This is a genomic window from Virgibacillus necropolis, assembly GCF_044793635.1.
In the GTDB taxonomy this organism is placed as follows: domain Bacteria; phylum Bacillota; class Bacilli; order Bacillales; family Amphibacillaceae; genus Virgibacillus_F; species Virgibacillus_F necropolis_A.
Window position 1 is genome coordinate 2138182 of record NZ_CP084992.1, and the last position, 20483, is coordinate 2158664.

The window sequence follows — 20483 nt, forward strand, 5'->3', positions numbered from 1 at the left end:
TCATTCATTGAATCTACTTATCTTACACAATAATATGAGCGAAAGCGCTCATTTATTATGGTATAAGATGGAAAAAACAAGAAAAACGCTGCAGTAAAAACCGCTGCGTATTTTAAATCTCTGCTCCTATTTTACCATATTTAAAATGAAAAGGTACCAATTAGAAAAAATATATTTGCTGAACACCTATAATATAGGTGTTTTATTTGGTACCCCTGCTTTTCTTGGATATTTATTTGGAGTCTTTCTTTTTTTATCAATTATAATAATTGAACGTTCACTATCTTCTTCAGGTAAAGTGAAGTTATGGACAGCATTCAATTTTCCGCCTAGTACTTCAATAGCAACTTCCGCATCCTTTAATTCTTCAGAAGTTTGGGCAGCCTTCATGGCAATAAACTTACCGTTTTTCTTTGTTAATGGTAAACATAGTTCACATAAAACACTCATTCGAGCCACTGCACGTGCTGTAACAATGTCATATTTCTCCCTGAACTTACTATTTTTCCCGAAGTTTTCAGCTCGATCATGATAGAAAGCTACTTGATCTATGTCTAAATTTGTAGCTAATTGATTTAAAAATACGATTCTTTTTTGTAAGGAGTCTACAATAGTTACATTTATATGTGGAAAGCATATTTTAAGTGGGATGCTTGGAAACCCAGCACCAGCTCCCACATCACAAATATGCACTTCTTTTGTAAAATCATAATGAAATGCCGCTGTTATCGAATCATAAAAGTGTTTTAAATAAACATCTTTTTGTTCTGTTAAAGCAGTCAGGTTCATTTTTTCATTCCACTCAACAAGTGTGCGAAAATAAATATCAAACTGTTCAATTTGTCTATCATTTAATTTAATCCCTTTTTGTTCAAGTTCGTGTACAAATAAGTCTGGGTTCATAATTAGTTCTCCTAACTAGTTAATTAGCAATTCGCGCGATTTTTCCTTGTTCAATATACACGAGTAGAATGGATACATCTGATGGATTTACCCCGGAAATTCTTGATGCCTGTCCTACCGAAAGCGGACGGATTTTTTTCATTTTTTCACGTGCTTCCGTTGCGATACCATTAATATCATCATAGTCAATATCTTCGGGGATCTTTTTATCTTCCATTTTCAGCATTCTGTCCACTTGATCAATAGCTTTTTTAATATAGCCCTCATACTGAATTTGGATTTCTACTTGTTCTTTTACTTCATATGGTAGTTCTTTTTCAAAAGGAACCATTTGTTCAATTAACTGATATGAAACTTCAGGGCGTTTCAATAAATCTAAAGCCTTTAATGGCTCTTTGAGTGGTGTTGCATTAACTGTTTCTAGAAGTGCCTGAATTTCTTCTTCTGGTTTAATAGTAATTTTAGCTAAACGTTTTTTTTCTTCTTCGACTAAAGCTTTTTTCTCAAGGAAATTATTGTATCGTTCTTCTGTAATTAATCCAAGGTTATGCCCCACTTCTGTCAAACGGAGATCGGCATTGTCATGTCGTAACAACAAACGGTATTCCGCTCTAGAAGTCAACAATCGATAGGGCTCATTTGTTCCTTTAGTAACTAGATCATCAATTAACACACCAATATAAGCTTGGGATCTGTCTAAAATCAACGGATCAAGTCCCAATACTTTTGCTGCTGCATTTATCCCTGCCATGATTCCCTGTGCACCGGCCTCTTCATACCCAGATGTACCATTAATTTGACCTGCTGTATAAAGTCCAGGAATATTTTTCGTTTCCAATGTTGGCCATAGCTGTGTTGGAACTACTGCGTCATATTCTATCGCATAACCAGCACGCATGATTTCAGCATTTTCTAAACCAGGAACAGTTTTAACGATCTCATGTTGGATATATTCTGGAAGTGATGTTGATAAACCTTGCACATAAACTTCTTCTGTTTGCCGTCCTTCAGGCTCTAAAAATACTTGGTGACGTGGTTTATCGTTAAAGCGTACAATTTTATCTTCAATTGATGGGCAATAACGTGGGCCAGTTCCCCGCTTCATACCTGAATACATAGCAGATAAGTTTAAATTATCGTTAATAATTTGGTGCGTATATTCATTCGTATACGTTAACCAACAAGGAATCTGATCTGTAATATATTCTGTTGTTTCATACGAAAAGGCTTGTGGTTTCTCATCACCAGGCTGAATTTCTGTTTTTGAATAATCAATTGTATGGCTATTTACTCGTGGTGGTGTACCTGTTTTAAAACGTGTCAATTCAAATCCAAGCTCTTCCAGGTGTTCAGAAAGCTTTACAGATACACGTTGGTTGTTCGGTCCACTCTCATATTCCAAATCTCCCATTAGAACTTTTCCGCGCATAAATGTACCAGTAGTAATAATAACTGTTTCTGCGTGATACGCTGCCTTTGTCTCGGTTACTACACCTTTACAAACACCATCTTCAATAATAAGTTTTTCAACCATACCTTGTCTTAAGGTTAAGTTCTCTTCGTTTTCAATGATATTTTTCATTTCCCGTATATATAAAGGTTTGTCAGCTTGTGCTCGAAGCGCTTGTACTGCTGGACCTTTTCCTGTGTTTAACATACGCATTTGGATGTGTGTTTTATCAATAACCTTTGCCATCACACCACCAAGTGCGTCAATTTCGCGCACAACGATCCCTTTTGCCGGTCCACCTAGTGATGGATTACACGGCATAAAGGCAACCATATCTAAATTAAGTGTCAACATTAAGGTTTTTGCACCCATCCTAGCTGCAGCAATCCCCGCTTCCACTCCTGCATGACCTGCTCCAATTACGATAACATCATAACGGCCTGCATCATATGCCATAATTTTTCATCCCTTCTATATAAAAACCGAATAACTTCTATTTTTTCTTGCTTTTTTTGTCTAGCTGCGGCTCCTAGCACTTGCAGATAGTTTGCCCTGATGAATGTACGGAAATTTCGCCGTACTTTCACAGTTCCATCTATCTGTACGTCGCTGTACAGTCGCCTCCGCTTTTCTTATTTCCCTAGGCAGAATTGTGAAAATAACTGATCAATCAAGCTATCGCTTGCAGTATCGCCAATTATTTCACCTAATAGTTCCCATGTCCGAGTTACGTCAATTTGTATTATATCAAGTGGCATCGCCATTTCTAGGCTTGCTACTGCATCTTCTAAGGATTCTTTTGCTTGTTTTAAAAGCTGAATATGACGGACATTCGACACATAGGTTAAATCTCCACTATCTATTTCACCCGTAAAGAAGGTTTGAGCAATTGCTTTTTCTAATTCGTCTACCCCTTCTTCTTCAATCAATGATGTCGTTATAATCGGCTTACCCTCAGCCAATTTTTTTACACCATCCAAATTCAGCTTAGCTGGTAAATCTGTTTTATTTATAATCACAATATATTCTAATCCCGTTACTGCTTCAAATAATTTTTCATCTTCAATAGTTAGTTCTTCATTATTATTTAAAACAAATAAAATAAGATCTGATTCTTTAAGCACTTTTCTTGATCGTTCGACACCAATTTTTTCGACAATATCTTCAGTTTCCCTAATTCCCGCAGTGTCGACAAGTCTAAGCGGTACTCCGCGAACATTGACATATTCTTCGATAATATCACGCGTAGTACCCGGTACATCGGTAACAATCGCTTTATTTTCCTGAACAAGTGTGTTCATCAAGGAAGATTTTCCAACATTAGGTCGTCCAATAATAGCTGTTGCGAGTCCTTCACGTAAGATTTTACCTTGCTTAGCAACCTCTAAAAGCTTTTCAATTTCATCATGGACTTCTTTTGTTTTCACACGCATCATTTCATGTGACATTTCTTCTACATCATCGTATTCTGGATAATCGATATTCACTTCCACATGCGCGACCGTTTCTAGAAGCTCTTGTCTTAAACGCTGAATTAAAGCAGATAGTCGCCCATCCATTTGTTTTAAAGCAACAGACATCGCTTTGTCCGTTTTTGCTCGGATTAAATCCATAACCCCTTCTGCTTGCGATAAGTCGATTCTTCCGTGGAGAAATGCTCGTTTTGTAAATTCCCCTGGTTCTGCTAGTCGCGCACCTTTACTCAAAATTATTTCCAAGACACGATTGATGGATACCATGCCACCATGACAATTTATCTCGACCACATCTTCACGAGTAAATGTTTTTGGTGCACGCATGACTGAAACCATTACCTCTTCTGCTACCTCATTTGTTTCTGGATCAATTATTTTACCATAGTGAATGGTATGTGAATCCACTTCATCTAAATTTTTCCCCTGAAACAAATTATTGGAAATGGATATAGCATCTGGACCACTTAATCTAACGATCGCAATTGCACCTTCACCAATCGGGGTTGATATTGCTGTTATTGTATCTGTCTCCACGTCTTTCACCTACTTTTATCGCATCTATTTATATCTATTATTAGCATTTATTTTTTTATCGTCACTAACTAAATAGAATATCACATTTTAACTAAAAAATAAACTTATCCACAAAGATAATAATTCCAATAAAAAAGAGTTGCTTATCCACATGTGAATAAGCAACTCTTTTTCTTCAATTATGTTATTAACAGTTTTATAAATGAGGTTCCTCATAATAATAATCCACAGGTACTGGAGCTACAGTAGCCTTTTCAAGCGCCGGAGTATCTTTTCTAGCTACTTGATAGATTGCTGCACCAACAATATTTGCTACGTCCTTTAATTTTTCTTTACTAATGTGTTCAATTGTATCGTCTTCCGTGTGATACCAAGGCTCCAACGGTGTATGAATGAACAATGCTGCTGGAATTCCTAAATTATGAAATGGAACATGATCACTTCTACCAAGTTCACTGTATGGTACAAGTTCACTTACTCTCGATCCTGCTGCTGCTCCAAGATCTGTAACCAAATTTTTCTCACCATCTGCTGTAAACATCACTAATTCTCCTGCATCCTCACTGCCAACCATATCCATTTGGAACTGAGCTACTGTTCTTTCTATTTCCTCTGGTGTCATCGCTTCAGCATACTTTCGTGAGCCCCAAAGTCCATATTCTTCTGCACCAAATGCCACGAATTTAATTGTCGTGTCTGTTGGCGTGTTAGCAAAAACTCTTGCTAATTCTAGTAGTGCCGCAGTACCTGATGCATCATCATTTGCACCTTGTCCCCATGGTACAGAGTCATGATGTGATCCAACGATTATAGCTTGGCCCGTGTTATGCTTTTTCATTGGTTCTTTTACCGCTTCTACATTATATGAGGTAATTTCTTCACCATCCCATGTTTGAAATGTGAACGGATAGACATTAACATCCTCATACCCAAAGCTTTCAAATTGTTCTATCAGGTAATCAACTGTTTGTTCTTCACCTTCTGTACCAGCGCCACGCGACCCAATAACCTCTGATAAATGATAGACATGTTGATAGATATTATCAACCTTAATCCTTTTAACCACCTTATTATCAAAGGCTTGACTGCCTTGTCCGCTTGGTGCTGCATAGACCGGTGTACACATGAGCGCAATAATCATCACAACTAAACTAGCAAATTTTACATGTTTCAATGTATCCACTTCCTCTCCTGTTATTATTTTATAAATAATTCTAGGAAATTAAGTGAATACCTTTATCTTTTGAGAAAATGAGGAAAAGGTAGTGGTAAAATTTGTAAGAATCATACAATCGTACTACCTAATTATACCTATATATAATACGATGCAAAAAACCCCGGTTTCCCAGGGTTTTCGCTAAGCTTTATTATGGTTTTATTACAATATGGCGATGTGGTTCGACACCATCGGAATACGTAGAAATATTCTTATTACCTTGCAATGCACTATGAATAATTTTACGTTCATAAGCAGGCATAGGCTCTAACGCCACTTTTTTATTTAATCGTTTTGCTTTATCAGCCATTTTTAATGCTAGTGATTCAAGGGTTTCTTTGCGACGACCACGATAACCTTCTGCATCAACTGTAACCGAATAAAACTGTTTTCCATCCTTGTTCAATACTAAATGCACTAAATACTGCAATGCATTCAATGTTTGACCACGTTTCCCTATTAATAGGGCTATTTTTTCACCATTTAATTCAAATGTTACATGATTGCCATCAATGGTAGTTGTGATTTCAACTTCAACACCCATATTTTTTGTCAATTCATGGATATACTTTTCTGTTTGTTGGATTTGATTTTTAGAAAAAGTAACTTTCACAATTGATCTTTTTGAACCAAAGACACCAAAAAGCCCTTTTTTACCTTCGTCAATAATAGCAATATCCACTTGGTCCCTAGATGTGTTTAACTGCTCTAATGCTGATTGGACCGCTTCTTCCACCGATTGACCAGTAGCAGTTATTTCTCTCACTTTTTGTCTCCTCCAGTACTAGCATCTTTCATCATTGGCTTACGAATAAAAACAGTTTGTGCAACCATGAAGATGTTACCTACAACCCAGTATAGTGCTAATGCAGCTGGGAAGAAGATTGCAAATACAGCGATCATAATTGGCATAACATATAACATTACCATCATTTGTGGGTTTTGACCCGCCGGACTCCCAGCCATCATTAATTTTTGCTGTAGGAAAGTTGCTGCCCCAGCAACGATTGGAAGAATAAAAAATGGATCCGGTGCACCCAGTTCAAACCATAAAAAACTATGTTCTTGAATTTCCTGATTTCGCATAATCGCATGGTAAATAGCGATTAATACCGGCATTTGTACAAAAATAGGCAAACACCCTGCCAACGGATTTACCCCATGCTTCTGGAATAAAGCCATTGTTTCTTTTTGTAATTTTTGCTGTGTATTTGCATCCTTTGAGCTATATTTCTTTTGAAGTTCCTTAAGCTCAGGTTGTACATCCTGCATTGCTTTTGAACTTTTTAATTGTTTAACATTAAGTGGTAATAGTACTAACCGAACTATAATAGTTACAACAACAATACCCAAACCATAGTTATTACCAAATAATTCAGCGAAATATGTGATCAACCATGACATAGGAAATACAAAGTATTCATTCCAAAAACCTTCACTATCAGGTGTAATTGGTTCATTAATATTCATACAACCGGAAAGCAACACAACTAACCCTATCATGCTTACTAGCAATAAAAACTTCTTTGACACTAGATTTCCTCCTTACAAAGCCCCTATGTATACATATATTCTATCATTAAAGCGTTTAATATTTAATCATAAACTTATAATTTATTTTTTTAATAAACGTTCTTTTGATAACAAATGAATCAAACTCTTTTTAAACTGTTCATACGTCATATCTTTTGTTGGTTGTCTTGCAATGATAATGATATCTCTTGGTTTGGAAATCTGCACTTCTAGGTCCTGGAACGCATGACGTAAATGACGTTTTATTCGATTTCGTGTAACAGCGTTTCCAATTTTCTTCCCTACAGAGATCCCGACTCGAAAGTGGGTTTGTCCTTCTTTTTCCATATAATATAGCACCAGCTGGCGGTTGGCGAAAGACTTTCCTTTTTTAAATACAAGTTGAAACTCTTCATTATCTTTTATACGAAACGCTTTTTTCATTTCAATCACCTTTACTATATAAAAGCGCAAGCGCATGTCAGGGGTAGACGCTTGAGCTCAAATCAATGCAATTAACTCTATCTATATAATAAGCAGTGATCCCATAGCTCCTCCATTGCAAGAAGGAACAGGAAACACTGCTTCTCTTCTGAAAAAAAACCACTGACTTGATCAGCGGTCTATGCAGATAGTACTTTTCTTCCTTTTAGACGACGACGCGCTAGTACTTTACGTCCGTTCTTCGTAGCCATGCGTGCACGAAATCCATGTACTTTTTTGTGTTTACGGTTATTTGGTTGGTACGTTCTTTTCATCTATCTTACACCTCCCTGAGGAATTAAAAATTCAAACTAAAACATATCCAATAGACAGTCTAAATTATTATACGTAAAACATGTACCATCTGTCAACTTCCTTTTAAAATTCAGTTACCCACAGGCTATTGTTTACTCTTTGTTTCGACATTTTTTTATCCACACAATTTATCGACAGGATAATCACAAAATATAGTGGTGTGGATAAAACTTGTCTACAAGGGGTGGTTTTTGTGGATAAGTGTCGAGAAAGCCATTGCATTAAAGTCTTTTTTTTGGTATTATATTTGTGTTTTAAGATGTGGAAAAGTGAAAAATGAACAAAAGATATCCACATTCTGTTAATAACCTGTGGATACTTGTTCACACCACTGTTTATCAACTTATCAACAATTATGTGGAAAACGTACATAACGTTTCCTAACTACTTATGTAAAGCTATTTATTATCCACACGTCAAAATAAACAATTTTTCTACTTACTTCCTATTTTTCCTAATTAGTAAGGTAGTTTTTAAATTAAATCCTTGGAAATTTATACTTTCCATAAGAGGAACAAAAGCGCAAGCGCCCGTTTAGCGACGTATGGATTTTGCCCACGCAACGTGGGTAGTTCGATGTTGCCACTCAAAGTGGCGGTTTTAATCGAACTTCCTTCTTTCTTATGAGATAAAGGAAACACGGTAAGCGTAAGCGGTTAAGGACGTTCGACTATGTCGAACTGTTATCGTAAGGAGGTAAAGGAAATCCAATAGTCGCTGGGCGCTGGAGCTGGACGTGGCCCTACATGGCTACCAAAATATTCAATGTCAACATTTTATACATTCTTTACTTATTAGAAAACTTGGCTTATCGCCAAGCCTTAGTTGCACTTATGCAGTAAGAAAGGATTTATACTTTCCTAACTGCCAAAAAATGCCTTTCCATCTTTCAAAACTTCGTTAAGCGCTGAAAGATTGAGAGAGGCTTTTTGTATCATATCTTGCTGAAAGGAGTGAACCAAACTTGGAAAACATCGAAGAGTTATGGACGGCTACGCTTGAAAAAGTTGAAGAAAAGGTTAGTAAGCCGAGCTTTGACACATGGTTGAAAAATACAAAAGCAGAAAAGCTTCAAGAAGATACATTAATTGTCTCCGCACCAAATGAATTTGCACGAGACTGGCTGGAAGGTAGATACACTGTATTAATTTCAGAAATATTATTTGAAATAACTGGTGCATCGTTAAAGACCAAGTTCATTATTCCTGAGACAAATACTGAAGCGGATGAAGTAAATTCAACTCCAAAGTCCATTCCTGCTGTTCAAAATAACCAGAGTACAGATGCTCCCAAAACAATGTTAAATTCAAACTATACGTTTGATACCTTTGTTATTGGATCAGGAAACCGTTTTGCTCATGCTGCTTCACTTGCGGTAGCGGAGGCTCCAGCAAAGGCCTACAATCCACTTTTTATATATGGTGGAGTTGGACTTGGTAAAACCCATCTCATGCACGCAATCGGTCACTATGTTCGTGATCATAACCCAGATGCGCGAGTGGTTTATTTATCATCTGAAAAATTTACGAATGAATTTATTAATGCCATCATGGATAACAAAACAATTAATTTCCGTAATAAGTACCGTAATGTAGATGTTCTACTAATAGATGATATTCAATTCATCGCTGGAAAAGAATCTACGCAAGAGGAATTTTTCCATACCTTTAATACCTTACATGAAGAAAATAAACAAATTATTATTTCCAGTGATCGTCCACCTAAGGAGATTCCGACACTTGAGGATCGTCTACGTTCTCGGTTTGAATGGGGATTAATTACAGATATTACACCACCAGATTTAGAAACGCGTAGTGCAATTTTAAGTAAGAAGGCTAAAGCAGAAGGACTCGACATTCCAAATGAAGTCATGCTATATATAGCCAATCAAATTGATACAAATGTTCGCGAACTTGAAGGTGCCCTAATACGCGTTGTTGCCTATTCATCGCTAGTCAATCGAGATATAGATGCTTCTCTTGCAGCTGATGCGTTAAAGGATATTATCCCAAGTAAAAAGCCAAAAGTTGTTACCATACAGAAGATTCAACAGGTTGTTGGTGAGAAATACAATATTAAGCAGGAAGACTTCATAGCGAAGAAACGAACCAAATCCATTGCATTTCCTAGGCAAATAGCGATGTATCTTTCAAGGGAAATGACCGACTTTTCTTTACCTAAAATTGGTGAGGAATTTGGTGGCCGTGATCATACAACTGTCATTCATGCGCATGAGAAAATATCTCGAATGCTAGAAAACGATACAACCATAAACCAGGATATTGATGAAATTAAAGAGGAACTGAAAAATTTATAAGTTACCAACATGTGAATAGTGTGTATAGAGGGGTCACACTTGTCAACAAACTGTCCACAGGGGTTGGAACTCTATAAATACAGTAAAAAATGAGTTATCCACATAATCACAGTCCCTATTACTATTACTACTATTTTTTATTAATAAAAATATATATAAAGAACTTCCATTAGGAGGATTTATTTCATGAAATTTAAAATTCAACGCGACAAATTAATTACAAGTGTTCAAGATGTCATGAAGGCTATATCATCTCGTACAGCAATTCCAATATTGACTGGTATGAAAATTGAAGCAACAAATGGTGGAATTACCCTTACAGGAAGTGATTCTGATATTTCCATTCAGTCCTTTATACCTGTAGAAGAAGATGGAATCGTTCATGTAGAGGATATTGAAACTGGCAGTATTGTACTACAAGCTCGATATTTCCCGGATATCGTTCGTAAACTTCCAGAAAAAACAGTAGAAATAACAGCTGATGAAAACTTAAAGGTAACAATCCGTTCTGGTAAAGCTGAATTTAATCTAAATGGACAAGATGCTGAAGAGTATCCACAACTACCAATGCTCCAAACAGATGAAAGCTTTGAAATGCCAACAGATCTACTAAAAAGTTTAATAAAACAGACTGTATTTGCTGTCTCTACCATGGAAACACGTCCAATTTTAACTGGAGTCAAGCTTAACTTTTCAAATGAAACATTGAGCTTCACTGCAACAGACAGCCATCGCTTGGCATCTCGTGAAATTCCTGTTCAACAATCCCAGTTTGATATCCCTAGTGTTGTTGTACCTGGAAAAAGTCTAAATGAACTTCATAAAATTTTATCTGATACCGAAGATCCAGTTGAAATTAGCGTAACGAATAACCAAATTCTTTTCCGAACCAAGCATGTGTATTTCTTATCTAGATTACTAGATGGAAATTACCCAGAAACATCACGATTAATACCAGAGGAAAGTAAAACTGTTATCCATGCAAAAACAAAAGATTTATTAAATACAATCGATCGTGCTTCCTTACTTGCAAAAGAAGATCGTAATAATGTTGTTCGCCTTGCAACAAAGGATAGTCAATTAATTGAGATTACAAGTAATTCACCAGAAGTTGGTAGAGTTGTAGAGGAAATGACTGTTCAATCAATTGAAGGTGAAGATTTAAAAATTTCTTTTAGCTCCAAATACATGTTAGATGCATTAAAAGCTATTGAAAATGATGAAGTAAAGATTGAATTTACGGGTGCGATGCGTCCATTTATTATCAGACCAGAAAATAATGACCCAATCTTGCAGCTGATTTTACCAGTCCGGACATACTAAAATTGATTAATAAGCAAAAAACGCTCTTCATTTTCTAAAAATGAGGGCGTTTTTTGCGTTGTATTGTAAAATTAAAGCGTTTATATAACGTTAATAAACAATTTTAGGCTACTTCCTTCCCTAAACACCAAAACTTTAGTAAAATAGATAGAAGGCACTTGTATTTGATTATTTGAACGTATTTTAATTTGCTTAATACCTATGCTATTAATAAATCATATACAAACTCTATAAAAGAATTTGGTGAAAAAAATGCATGAAAAAATAGAAATTACTACGGATTATATAACCCTTGGACAGTTTTTGAAGCTCGCAAACATTTTTGAATCAGGTGGGTTTATAAAGTCTTTTCTACAAGATCAAGGCGTAATCGTTAATGGTGAATTAGAAAAACGACGAGGCAGAAAGCTTTACCCGAATGATTTAGTAGAAGTGGAACAAGCAGGTTCATTTGAAGTAGTAAAAAAAGAAGATTAAATAGTGATAACAATTATTTTAAGAAATAAATGAGGAATAATCATGCATATTCAGCAATTACAATTAAAAAATTATCGAAATTACGATGTGTTAGACCTCGCTTTTGATGATAAAGTGAATGTGATAATTGGTGAAAATGCACAAGGGAAAACAAACCTGATGGAAGCTATTTACGTTTTAGCTTTTTCAAAATCACATCGCACCCCACGGGAGAAAGAACTTATCCAGTGGGAAAAAGAGTATGCTAAAATAGAAGGTAAGATAACGAAAAGAAATCAATCTTTTCCGCTTGAAATCATCGTGTCAACAAAAGGGAAAAAAGCAAAATTAAATCATCTTGAACAAAAGCGGTTAAGTGATTATATCGGAGCATTAAATGTAGTTATGTTTGCCCCAGAGGACTTAACTTTAGTAAAGGGGCCGCCACAAATTCGCAGGCGGTTTATTGACATGGAACTTGGTCAAATACAGCCACGCTATATTTATCATCTTGGACAGTATCAAAAAGTTCTGAAACAACGAAATCATTTACTGAAGCAAATGCAACGTAATCAACAAAAAGACCCTGCAGTACTTTGGGTTCTGACGGAACAATTAATTGAGCATGCAACAATATTATTGGAAAGAAGGTTTGCTTTCCTTGATTTGTTGCGTAAATGGGCCAGGCCTATACATCATCAAATCAGTCGAAGTCTTGAACAACTGGAAATTAAATATGCAGCAACGATAGAAGTATCAGAAGATGCAAATAAGGCGACAATAGAAAATAGATACTTATCGAAATTTCAAGAAATTGAAACAAAAGAAATAGATCGTGGAACGACACTCATTGGTCCGCATCGCGATGATTTACTTTTTTACGTGAATAATAAAGATGTGCAAACGTATGGTTCACAAGGACAACAGCGTACAACGGCTCTTTCGATGAAGCTTGCGGAAATTGAATTAATTTATAATGAGGTTGGTGAATACCCAATACTTCTGCTTGATGATGTTTTGAGTGAATTAGATGATTATAGACAATCACATCTACTCAATACAATTCAGGGAAAAGTACAAACTTTCGTTTCCACTACGAGTGTTGATGGAATAAATCACGCGACATTGGAAAAAGCAGAACTATTTCGAGTAAACAATGGCAAAGTAGACACATAGAGGTGGTATAGATTATATGTTTATTCATATCGGAAATGATAATGTGATTCAATCAAAGGATGTAATTTCTATTATTGATCGTAATATTATTTCCTCATCGTCCATTATGGAAGAGATGATTCAACGTGCAACCAAAAACAAATCTATAGTCACACCAACTGAGGAAGCAAAGTCTGTTGTGATAACAAAGGATTTAATATATTTTAGTTCATTATCAGTCGCAACACTTAAAAAACGAGCAAGCATGATTTCAACTATAAGTAAGCTAGATGATTACACAGATGAAGTAGAGAATGAATAGATACAGTTTTTAAAAGAGGGTCAATCTCTTATTAAAGAAATGTGGGTGAAAAGATGTCGTCAGAAAATAATATTACAAGTGAAGAAGCCTATGGCGCAGATCAAATTCAGGTGCTGGAAGGTTTGGAAGCTGTTCGCAAAAGGCCAGGAATGTATATAGGTTCTACGAGTGAAAGAGGCTTACATCATCTTGTATGGGAAATTGTTGATAATAGTATTGATGAGGCACTAGCAGGTTATTGTGATCAAATTGAGATTATTATTGAAAAGGATAATAGTATTACGGTTAAGGATAATGGCCGTGGTATTCCAGTTGGCATTCAAAAAAAGACTGGTCGTCCTGCTGTTGAAGTTATTATGACGGTACTTCATGCGGGTGGTAAATTTGGTGGGGGCGGTTATAAGGTTTCCGGTGGATTACACGGAGTAGGCGCATCGGTTGTTAATGCTCTTTCAAGTAATCTAGAAGTTTATGTTCATTTAGATGGTAAGGTTCACTTTTTAGGCTTTGAACGAGGTGTTCCACAGGAGGAATTAAAAGTTATCGGTGATACTGATATTACTGGAACCATTATCCACTTCAAACCAGATACTGGTATCTTTACTGAGACTACATCTTATGATTTTGATACGCTTGCACTTCGTGTGCGCGAGTTAGCCTTTTTAAATAAAGGACTTAGTATATCACTAGAAGATAAACGAAATGATCAAGAACCTGTTAATTATTATTATGAGGGTGGAATTAGCTCCTATGTAGAATATATCAATCAATCACGTGAGGTTCTTCATGAACCGTTTTATACAGAATCAGAAGATCAAGGGATTACAGTCGAAGTCGCAGTACAATATAACGACGGTTTTGCTAGTAATATTTATTCCTTTGCAAATAATATCCACACACATGAAGGTGGAACACATGAATCAGGATTTAAAACAGGATTAACACGTGTAATCAATGATTATGCTAGAAAAAATAATTTATTCAAAGAAAATGACCCAAATTTAACTGGAGATGATGTGCGAGAAGGTATGGCAGCAATTATCTCGATTAAGCACCCAGATCCACAATTTGAAGGCCAAACGAAAACAAAGCTTGGAAGCAGTGAAGTTCGAACTGTTACGGATTCCATGTTTAGTGAAGCATTCTCTAAATTTTTATTTGAAAATCCTTCCGTTGCAAAAATAGTAGTTGAAAAAGGCCTAATGGCATCTAGAGCACGTGCGGCTGCAAAGAAGGCACGTGAATTAACGCGCCGTAAAAGTGCTTTAGAGATATCAAACTTACCTGGTAAACTTGCAGATTGTTCTTCAAAGGATGCCAAGATAAGTGAGCTATACATTGTTGAGGGTGATTCCGCAGGTGGTTCAGCTAAGCAAGGAAGGGATCGCCACTTCCAGGCAATCCTTCCGTTACGTGGTAAGATTTTGAACGTAGAAAAAGCAAGACTTGATAGGATATTATCTAACAATGAAGTAAGAGCGATGATTACGGCACTCGGGACGGGTATTGCTGAGGATTTTGATATTTCGAAAGCACGTTACCACAAGGTTGTAATTATGACAGATGCTGATGTTGATGGTGCGCACATTCGTACTCTATTATTAACGTTCTTCTATCGTTACATGCGGCCACTTTTAGAAAAGGGCTATATCTATATAGCTCAACCACCATTGTACAAAATACAGCAAGGTAAAGCTGCTTACTATGCGTATAATGACAAGGAAATGGATCGTATTTTAGCAGAAATCCCTAGTAGCCCGAAAGCAGGAATACAAAGATATAAAGGACTTGGAGAGATGAATGCAACACAACTTTGGGAAACTACAATGGACCCAGATTCGCGTACATTATTACAGGTTGATTTGAATGATGCTATTGAAGCTGATCAAGTCTTTGATATGTTGATGGGTGACAAAGTAGAACCAAGACGTAACTTTATCGAAGAAAACGCCCAATACGTAAAAAACCTGGATGTATAAAAGAAAAGCGGAGTGGGCTGGACAGCGACGACAAGCATAGTCAAAAGACCGTAGAGCACACGGTCCATCGTGTTCGGAGTGTCTATTGACTATGACGGCAGCTTCTAGGAGCCGTAGCTATAAAAGAAAAGCGGAGGCGACTGTTCAGAAGCGGACGCATAAGCAAGTAATTAAAGAGATAGATAGTGATTGTCACAGATTTAATGTGACGAGGAGGTAACAAAATGGCGGATCAAGAACGGTCTAATGTTCAAGAAATAAATATTAGTCAGGAAATGCGTACATCATTTCTTGACTATGCAATGAGTGTAATTGTATCTCGTGCATTACCAGATGTTCGTGATGGCTTAAAGCCTGTTCATCGTAGAATTTTATATGCAATGAATGACCTAGGTATGCATTCGGATAAAGCACACAAAAAGTCAGCGCGTATTGTCGGAGAAGTAATTGGTAAGTATCATCCACACGGTGATTCAGCTGTTTATGAAACGATGGTACGTATGGCACAGGATTTTAGCTATCGTTATATGCTTGTAGATGGCCATGGAAACTTTGGTTCCGTTGATGGGGACTCTGCTGCGGCTATGCGTTATACAGAGGCACGTATGTCCAAAATATCTATGGAATTATTACGTGATATAAACAAAGATACCATTGATTATAGAGATAACTATGATGGTTCTGAACGTGAACCTGTTGTTTTTCCATCCCGTTTTCCTAACCTAATTGTTAATGGTACTTCAGGTATTGCAGTTGGTATGGCAACCAATATTCCACCACATAATTTAGGGGAAACGATTGATGCTGTTTTAGCCATCAGTAAAGATCCTGAAATCACCATTGACGATTTAATGGAGAATCATATCTATGGACCAGACTTTCCTACAGCTGGTCAAATTCTTGGGCGCAGTGGAATACGTAAGGCATTTGAAACTGGTAAGGGTTCAATAACTATTCGAGCAAAGGTAAATATCGAGGAAAACAAAAATGGAAAATCAACGATTATTGCTACTGAGCTTCCATATCAAGTAAATAAAGCAAAGTTAATTGAAAAAATTGCAGACCTTGTTCGCGATAAGCGCATTGAGGGCATTACTGATTTACGAGATGAATCGGATCGTAATGGCCTTCGTGTTGTTATGGAATTGCGCCGGGATGTAAATCCAAATGTTGTATTAAATAATTTATATAAATATACGTCGTTACAAACGACCTTTGGTATAAATATGTTGGCATTGGTTGATGGACATCCGAGAGTATTAAATATTAAACAATCTTTGGTACATTATCTAGATCATCAGAAGGTAATCATCAAGCGTCGAACGGCTTTTGAATTAAGAAAAGCAGAAGCCCGTGCTCACATTCTAGAAGGATTGCGTATAGCATTAGACCATCTTGATGAAGTTATTGCGTTAATTCGTCAGTCAAAAACTGGCGATATAGCACGCGATGCATTAATAGAGCGTTTTGGTCTGTCTGAGAAGCAAGCTCAAGCAATTTTAGATATGCGTTTGCAACGTCTAACAGGTTTAGAACGAGAAAAAATTGAAAATGAATACAACGAACTCATTCAGTTAATTGATGAGTTAAAAGCAATTTTAGCGGATGATGAAAAAGTATTAGAGATTATCCGTGAAGAATTAACGGAGATTAAAGAACGCTATAATGATCCACGTCGTACGGAGATTATGGTCGGAGGAATGGACTTCATTGAAGATGAGGACTTAATTCCAGAAGAAAGTATCGTAATCACACTTACACATCAAGGATATATTAAGCGTCTACCAGCATCTACGTATCGTACGCAGAAACGTAATGGTCGTGGTATTCAAGGAATGGGTACAAATGATGACGACTTTGTTGAGCATCTAGTATCTACTTCTACACATGATACCGTCTTATTCTTTACTAATAAAGGTAAAGTGTATCGTGCCAAAGGATATGAAATTCCTGAGTTTAGTCGGACTGCAAAAGGGATTCCTGTAATTAATTTATTACAAATTGAAAAAGAGGAATCAATTAATGCTGTAATCACAGTTAACGAATTTGCGGATGACTGGTTTTTATTCTTTACGACACGAAAAGGTATTTCGAAGCGGACAACTTTATCGCAATTTGCGAATATCCGAAAAGGTGGGTTAATTGCAGTTAACCTGCGTGATGATGATGAACTTATTTCGGTTCGCTTAACGGACGGAACGAAGGACATTATGATTGCTACTAATAATGGCTATTTAATCCGTTTTCCAGAAGATCAAATCCGTTCCATGGGTCGTACAGCGGCAGGGGTTCGAGGTATTTCCTTGCGTGGCGATGATGAAGTTGTATCAATGGAAATCCTGGAAGAAGGATTACAGATTTTACATGTTACGAATAAAGGGGTCGGAAAACGTACACCTGAAGATCAATATCGAATCACCAAACGTGGTGGTAAAGGTATTTTCACATGTAAGCTGAATGAGGATACTGGACACGTTGTTACAGTGAAGGCAGTTACGGGAGAAGAAGACATTATGCTCATTACTGTTGCTGGTGTTTTAATCCGAATCCCAGTCGCTGGTATTTCACAATCAGGACGTAATACGCGTGGCGTTGGTTTAATTCGTTTACAGGAAAATGAAGAGGTTGCCACAGTTGCGAAAGTTGAGCCTGAAGAGGAAGAAGAAGTTATCGAAGAAGATGTAAACGCTGAAAATTTCTCCGAGGTAACTGAAGAAATAACAACTGAACAAGAAGATGGTAATCAAGAAGAATAGGTTAACAACAGGATGAAGTAGCATTTTTTAAGGCAACTCTGTAGAGAAGTGAAAAGGAAATTTCTCTTTGAGTTGCCTTTTTTTAATATAACTTCAGCGCTTGCGCTTTTCTAAAAGGGGGGAATTGGCATGCGTGTGGAACCGTCACAATTAGTTCCAGGCTGTATGTTGTTACACGATGTAAAAGGGAAATCGAATCGGGCAATCATTCCTAAAAATACCGTTCTAACCGAGGAACATATTATGATATTGGAAAAATTTTTTATTACTTATGTCGATGTGGGTTCAAAGCTTTCAGATGGCAAAACTTTTACACCAAATATTGTTCAAAAGAAAAAGGAATCTAAGAAGCGAGTAGAGCCGACAAATGATGTTAGCAAACTTTCATTTGCTGATCATTATCAATTTGTGGTTCAAAGTTATAAGAAGTTATTTACTTCCTGGCAAAATAATATCCAGGTTGATATGCCTGCGGTACGAAAACTAGTAATGCCATTATTCGAACGCATCGATCGAGATGATGCAGATGTTTTTACCCTGCATCAATTTAATACGAAGAATGATTATATGTATCATCATAGTGTTTCAGTAAGTATAATTGCAGCTTATTTAGGTAAAAAGATGGGATTTTCTAGTGGAGATTGGATTCAAATAGGGTTTGCGGGCTTTTTAAGTGATTGTGGTATGGCAAAGGTTTCACCATCTATTCTGAATAAAAAAACGTCATTATCAGTTGAAGAGATTAATGAATTGAAAAATCATCCTTCGTATTCATACCGTATGGTCGAACATATTCCAACAATCACGCAAATTGTAAAACTAGCTATTCTGCAGCATCATGAACGAATAGATGGAAGCGGCTATCCATTTGGTTTACAAAAAGAAAAGATTCATACTTACTCTAGAATTATTGCTGTGAGTGATATATACCATGCGATGACATGTGATAGATTGTATCAACCAAAACAATCGCCATTCCAGGTGGTTGAGGAACTTTCACGTGTTAAATACACAGATTTTGACTACCAGGTGGTAGACACGTTCACGAAAAGCTTAGCTAATTTTTCCATAGGGACAAAGGTTAGGTTGTCTAATGGACAAGCTGGAGAAATTGTATTTGTAGAAGATAAGTTCCCTACTCGTCCAATGATACAGCTTTGTCAATCAGAAGAAATTCTGACACTTAAAAACAATACATCCATTTATATTGAGGAAATAATCTAAACAAATGCCACAGAAGTAATTTCTGTGGCATTTTTACACAACATCACCATGATAAAGAACCTATTGTCTTTGTTGTAACCACTCTCCAAGCAAATTTTCAACTTTATCCACCACAATAGTTAAATAATGGACAATGATCGAATAGTCTACCCCATATTTTGTTGCAAAAAGTTCCCCCCAATACTCGGTTTCATATCGACTAATCATACTTAAGTTATAAAGTAATAAATAATGTATTAAAATCTCTGGTACAGAAACAAAATAAGTACGGTCACAAGGGAAATATATCTCTTGTTTTTCCCAATGACAATAAAAAGGTCCGTTCAACTGTTGAATAGGCTTTTCTATTCTCACCAATAGATGTTTCTTGGTTGATTCTACTTTTTTAATTTCAGGTAAATAGGTGCTTATCCGCTTAATGAATGCCCGTTCTGTTAAATGGTAGTTATCGATTATCGAAATCGGAAAGCATAATGTAGTTGAGTCAATCCTTCCAATGGAAATACCTTTTTCCTCATTGTTAAAAGCAAAAAAGTCATTCATTTCAGGGATTAACCTAAATAAAAAGTCCATTTTAACTTTGGTAATAGGTGGTGTTTTTAATGAGAATAGATAATTACATGAGTATGTAAATAAGCCATTCTGTTGAACTTTCACTTCATCTTGGATAAAGGTATAATCTTTCTTCTTTCGTTTTCTAGCAGACACCCCGTGTGCTAAAATTGATGTAGATTCCGGATAATTAGGACGGTTCGTTAGTAAGCAAGCCTTTATAATATGACCCATCCCATAGAAATATAATAGCGGTTTAAGTCGTATATCTCCTTTTTTTCCTTCCGTTAAAAAAAGCTGTCCCTGATCTAAGTAATACATAAATGTTCCGCTGTTTTCATAGCTTTTTGCCCCGGTATTCACCCCATCAATCGTTGCATAACAATTTTCTAAAAAGTTTTGACTGGAATGGAGGTTTTGTAGCGAGTTATAAAAGGCTGATATATCCTGTTTTGTCATACATTTCCTCCTCACAGAACAATTACAATATTTTGAATCAATTTTCTTTTTT

General features: G+C 36.4%; 17 protein-coding genes. 8 read left to right on the forward strand and 9 right to left on the reverse strand.

Features of this window, described 5'->3' with window-relative positions:
* Positions 1 to 186 precede the first annotated feature (186 nt).
* From rsmG to rpmH, 8 genes are all read right to left on the reverse strand, one after another.
* Complete coding sequence (rsmG, locus tag LG329_RS10250; protein WP_404450737.1) at positions 187 to 903, reverse strand: 16S rRNA (guanine(527)-N(7))-methyltransferase RsmG; 717 nt, start codon at positions 901 to 903, stop codon at positions 187 to 189.
* A 19-nt stretch (positions 904 to 922) separates the two neighbouring features.
* Entirely contained in the window at positions 923 to 2809 is a 1887-nt protein-coding gene (gene mnmG / locus LG329_RS10255; protein ID WP_404450738.1) for a tRNA uridine-5-carboxymethylaminomethyl(34) synthesis enzyme MnmG, read from the reverse strand.
* 176 nt (positions 2810 to 2985) lie between these two features.
* Entirely contained in the window at positions 2986 to 4362 is a 1377-nt protein-coding gene (mnmE, locus tag LG329_RS10260) for a tRNA uridine-5-carboxymethylaminomethyl(34) synthesis GTPase MnmE (RefSeq protein ID WP_404450739.1), read from the reverse strand.
* 196 nt (positions 4363 to 4558) lie between these two features.
* The gene (locus LG329_RS10265; protein ID WP_404450740.1) at positions 4559 to 5545 is read right to left on the reverse strand and encodes a M20/M25/M40 family metallo-hydrolase; all 987 of its coding nucleotides are present in this window, start codon (positions 5543 to 5545) and stop codon (positions 4559 to 4561) included.
* A gap of 184 nt (positions 5546 to 5729) precedes the next feature.
* A complete protein-coding gene (gene jag / locus LG329_RS10270; protein ID WP_404450741.1) occupies positions 5730 to 6344 on the reverse strand; it encodes an RNA-binding cell elongation regulator Jag/EloR in 615 nt (204 codons plus the stop codon).
* Positions 6341 to 7111 (reverse strand): YidC family membrane integrase SpoIIIJ, encoded by a 771-nt coding sequence (gene spoIIIJ / locus LG329_RS10275; RefSeq protein ID WP_404450742.1) that lies wholly within the window; start codon positions 7109 to 7111, stop codon positions 6341 to 6343. The genes jag and spoIIIJ overlap by 4 nt, the downstream gene beginning before the upstream one ends.
* 81 nt (positions 7112 to 7192) lie before the next feature.
* Positions 7193 to 7534: a ribonuclease P protein component gene (gene rnpA, locus LG329_RS10280; RefSeq protein ID WP_404450743.1), complete on the reverse strand. Its 342-nt coding sequence runs from the start codon at positions 7532 to 7534 to the stop codon at positions 7193 to 7195.
* Positions 7535 to 7713: 179 nt separating this feature from the next.
* Complete coding sequence (gene rpmH, locus LG329_RS10285; protein WP_404450744.1) at positions 7714 to 7848, reverse strand: 50S ribosomal protein L34; 135 nt, start codon at positions 7846 to 7848, stop codon at positions 7714 to 7716.
* Positions 7849 to 8852: 1004 nt separating this feature from the next.
* Between rpmH and dnaA the strand changes: the two genes are divergently transcribed.
* The 8 genes from dnaA (at position 8853) to LG329_RS10325 (ending at position 19420) form a co-directional block, all read left to right on the forward strand.
* The gene (gene dnaA, locus LG329_RS10290) at positions 8853 to 10205 is read left to right on the forward strand and encodes a chromosomal replication initiator protein DnaA (protein WP_404450745.1); all 1353 of its coding nucleotides are present in this window, start codon (positions 8853 to 8855) and stop codon (positions 10203 to 10205) included.
* Positions 10206 to 10391: 186 nt separating this feature from the next.
* The gene (dnaN, locus tag LG329_RS10295) at positions 10392 to 11528 is read left to right on the forward strand and encodes a DNA polymerase III subunit beta (protein ID WP_404450746.1); all 1137 of its coding nucleotides are present in this window, start codon (positions 10392 to 10394) and stop codon (positions 11526 to 11528) included.
* A gap of 252 nt (positions 11529 to 11780) precedes the next feature.
* Complete coding sequence (gene yaaA / locus LG329_RS10300) at positions 11781 to 12005, forward strand: S4 domain-containing protein YaaA (RefSeq protein ID WP_404450747.1); 225 nt, start codon at positions 11781 to 11783, stop codon at positions 12003 to 12005.
* 42 nt (positions 12006 to 12047) lie between these two features.
* Entirely contained in the window at positions 12048 to 13160 is a 1113-nt protein-coding gene (gene recF / locus LG329_RS10305; RefSeq protein WP_404450748.1) for a DNA replication/repair protein RecF, read from the forward strand.
* A 16-nt stretch (positions 13161 to 13176) separates the two neighbouring features.
* Positions 13177 to 13461, forward strand: coding sequence for an extracellular matrix regulator RemB (remB, locus tag LG329_RS10310; protein ID WP_404450750.1), 285 nt, complete (start codon positions 13177 to 13179; stop codon positions 13459 to 13461).
* 53 nt (positions 13462 to 13514) lie between these two features.
* Positions 13515 to 15440: a DNA topoisomerase (ATP-hydrolyzing) subunit B gene (gene gyrB / locus LG329_RS10315; protein ID WP_404450751.1), complete on the forward strand. Its 1926-nt coding sequence runs from the start codon at positions 13515 to 13517 to the stop codon at positions 15438 to 15440.
* A 224-nt stretch (positions 15441 to 15664) separates the two neighbouring features.
* A complete protein-coding gene (gene gyrA, locus LG329_RS10320) occupies positions 15665 to 18196 on the forward strand; it encodes a DNA gyrase subunit A (RefSeq protein WP_404450752.1) in 2532 nt (843 codons plus the stop codon).
* Positions 18197 to 18325: 129 nt separating this feature from the next.
* Positions 18326 to 19420, forward strand: a complete 1095-nt coding sequence (locus LG329_RS10325) for an HD-GYP domain-containing protein (protein WP_404450753.1) — start codon at positions 18326 to 18328, stop codon at positions 19418 to 19420.
* 60 nt (positions 19421 to 19480) lie between these two features.
* On the opposite strand, the gene LG329_RS10330 is transcribed toward LG329_RS10325, so the two are convergent.
* The gene (locus LG329_RS10330; RefSeq protein WP_404450754.1) at positions 19481 to 20431 is read right to left on the reverse strand and encodes a YaaC family protein; all 951 of its coding nucleotides are present in this window, start codon (positions 20429 to 20431) and stop codon (positions 19481 to 19483) included.
* Positions 20432 to 20483: the final 52 nt, after the last annotated feature.

Coding starts and splice junctions, on each gene's coding strand:
- yaaA (WP_404450747.1), top strand. CDS start 11,781: ATGCATGAAAAAATAGAAATTACTACGGATTATATAACCCTTGGACAG.
- rpmH (WP_404450744.1), bottom strand. CDS start 7,848: ATGAAAAGAACGTACCAACCAAATAACCGTAAACACAAAAAAGTACAT.
- gyrB (WP_404450751.1), top strand. CDS start 13,515: ATGTCGTCAGAAAATAATATTACAAGTGAAGAAGCCTATGGCGCAGAT.
- LG329_RS10330 (WP_404450754.1), bottom strand. CDS start 20,431: ATGACAAAACAGGATATATCAGCCTTTTATAACTCGCTACAAAACCTC.
- remB (WP_404450750.1), top strand. CDS start 13,177: ATGTTTATTCATATCGGAAATGATAATGTGATTCAATCAAAGGATGTA.
- rsmG (WP_404450737.1), bottom strand. CDS start 903: ATGAACCCAGACTTATTTGTACACGAACTTGAACAAAAAGGGATTAAA.
- LG329_RS10325 (WP_404450753.1), top strand. CDS start 18,326: ATGCGTGTGGAACCGTCACAATTAGTTCCAGGCTGTATGTTGTTACAC.
- gyrA (WP_404450752.1), top strand. CDS start 15,665: ATGGCGGATCAAGAACGGTCTAATGTTCAAGAAATAAATATTAGTCAG.
- rnpA (WP_404450743.1), bottom strand. CDS start 7,534: ATGAAAAAAGCGTTTCGTATAAAAGATAATGAAGAGTTTCAACTTGTA.
- recF (WP_404450748.1), top strand. CDS start 12,048: ATGCATATTCAGCAATTACAATTAAAAAATTATCGAAATTACGATGTG.
- mnmG (WP_404450738.1), bottom strand. CDS start 2,809: ATGGCATATGATGCAGGCCGTTATGATGTTATCGTAATTGGAGCAGGT.
- dnaN (WP_404450746.1), top strand. CDS start 10,392: ATGAAATTTAAAATTCAACGCGACAAATTAATTACAAGTGTTCAAGAT.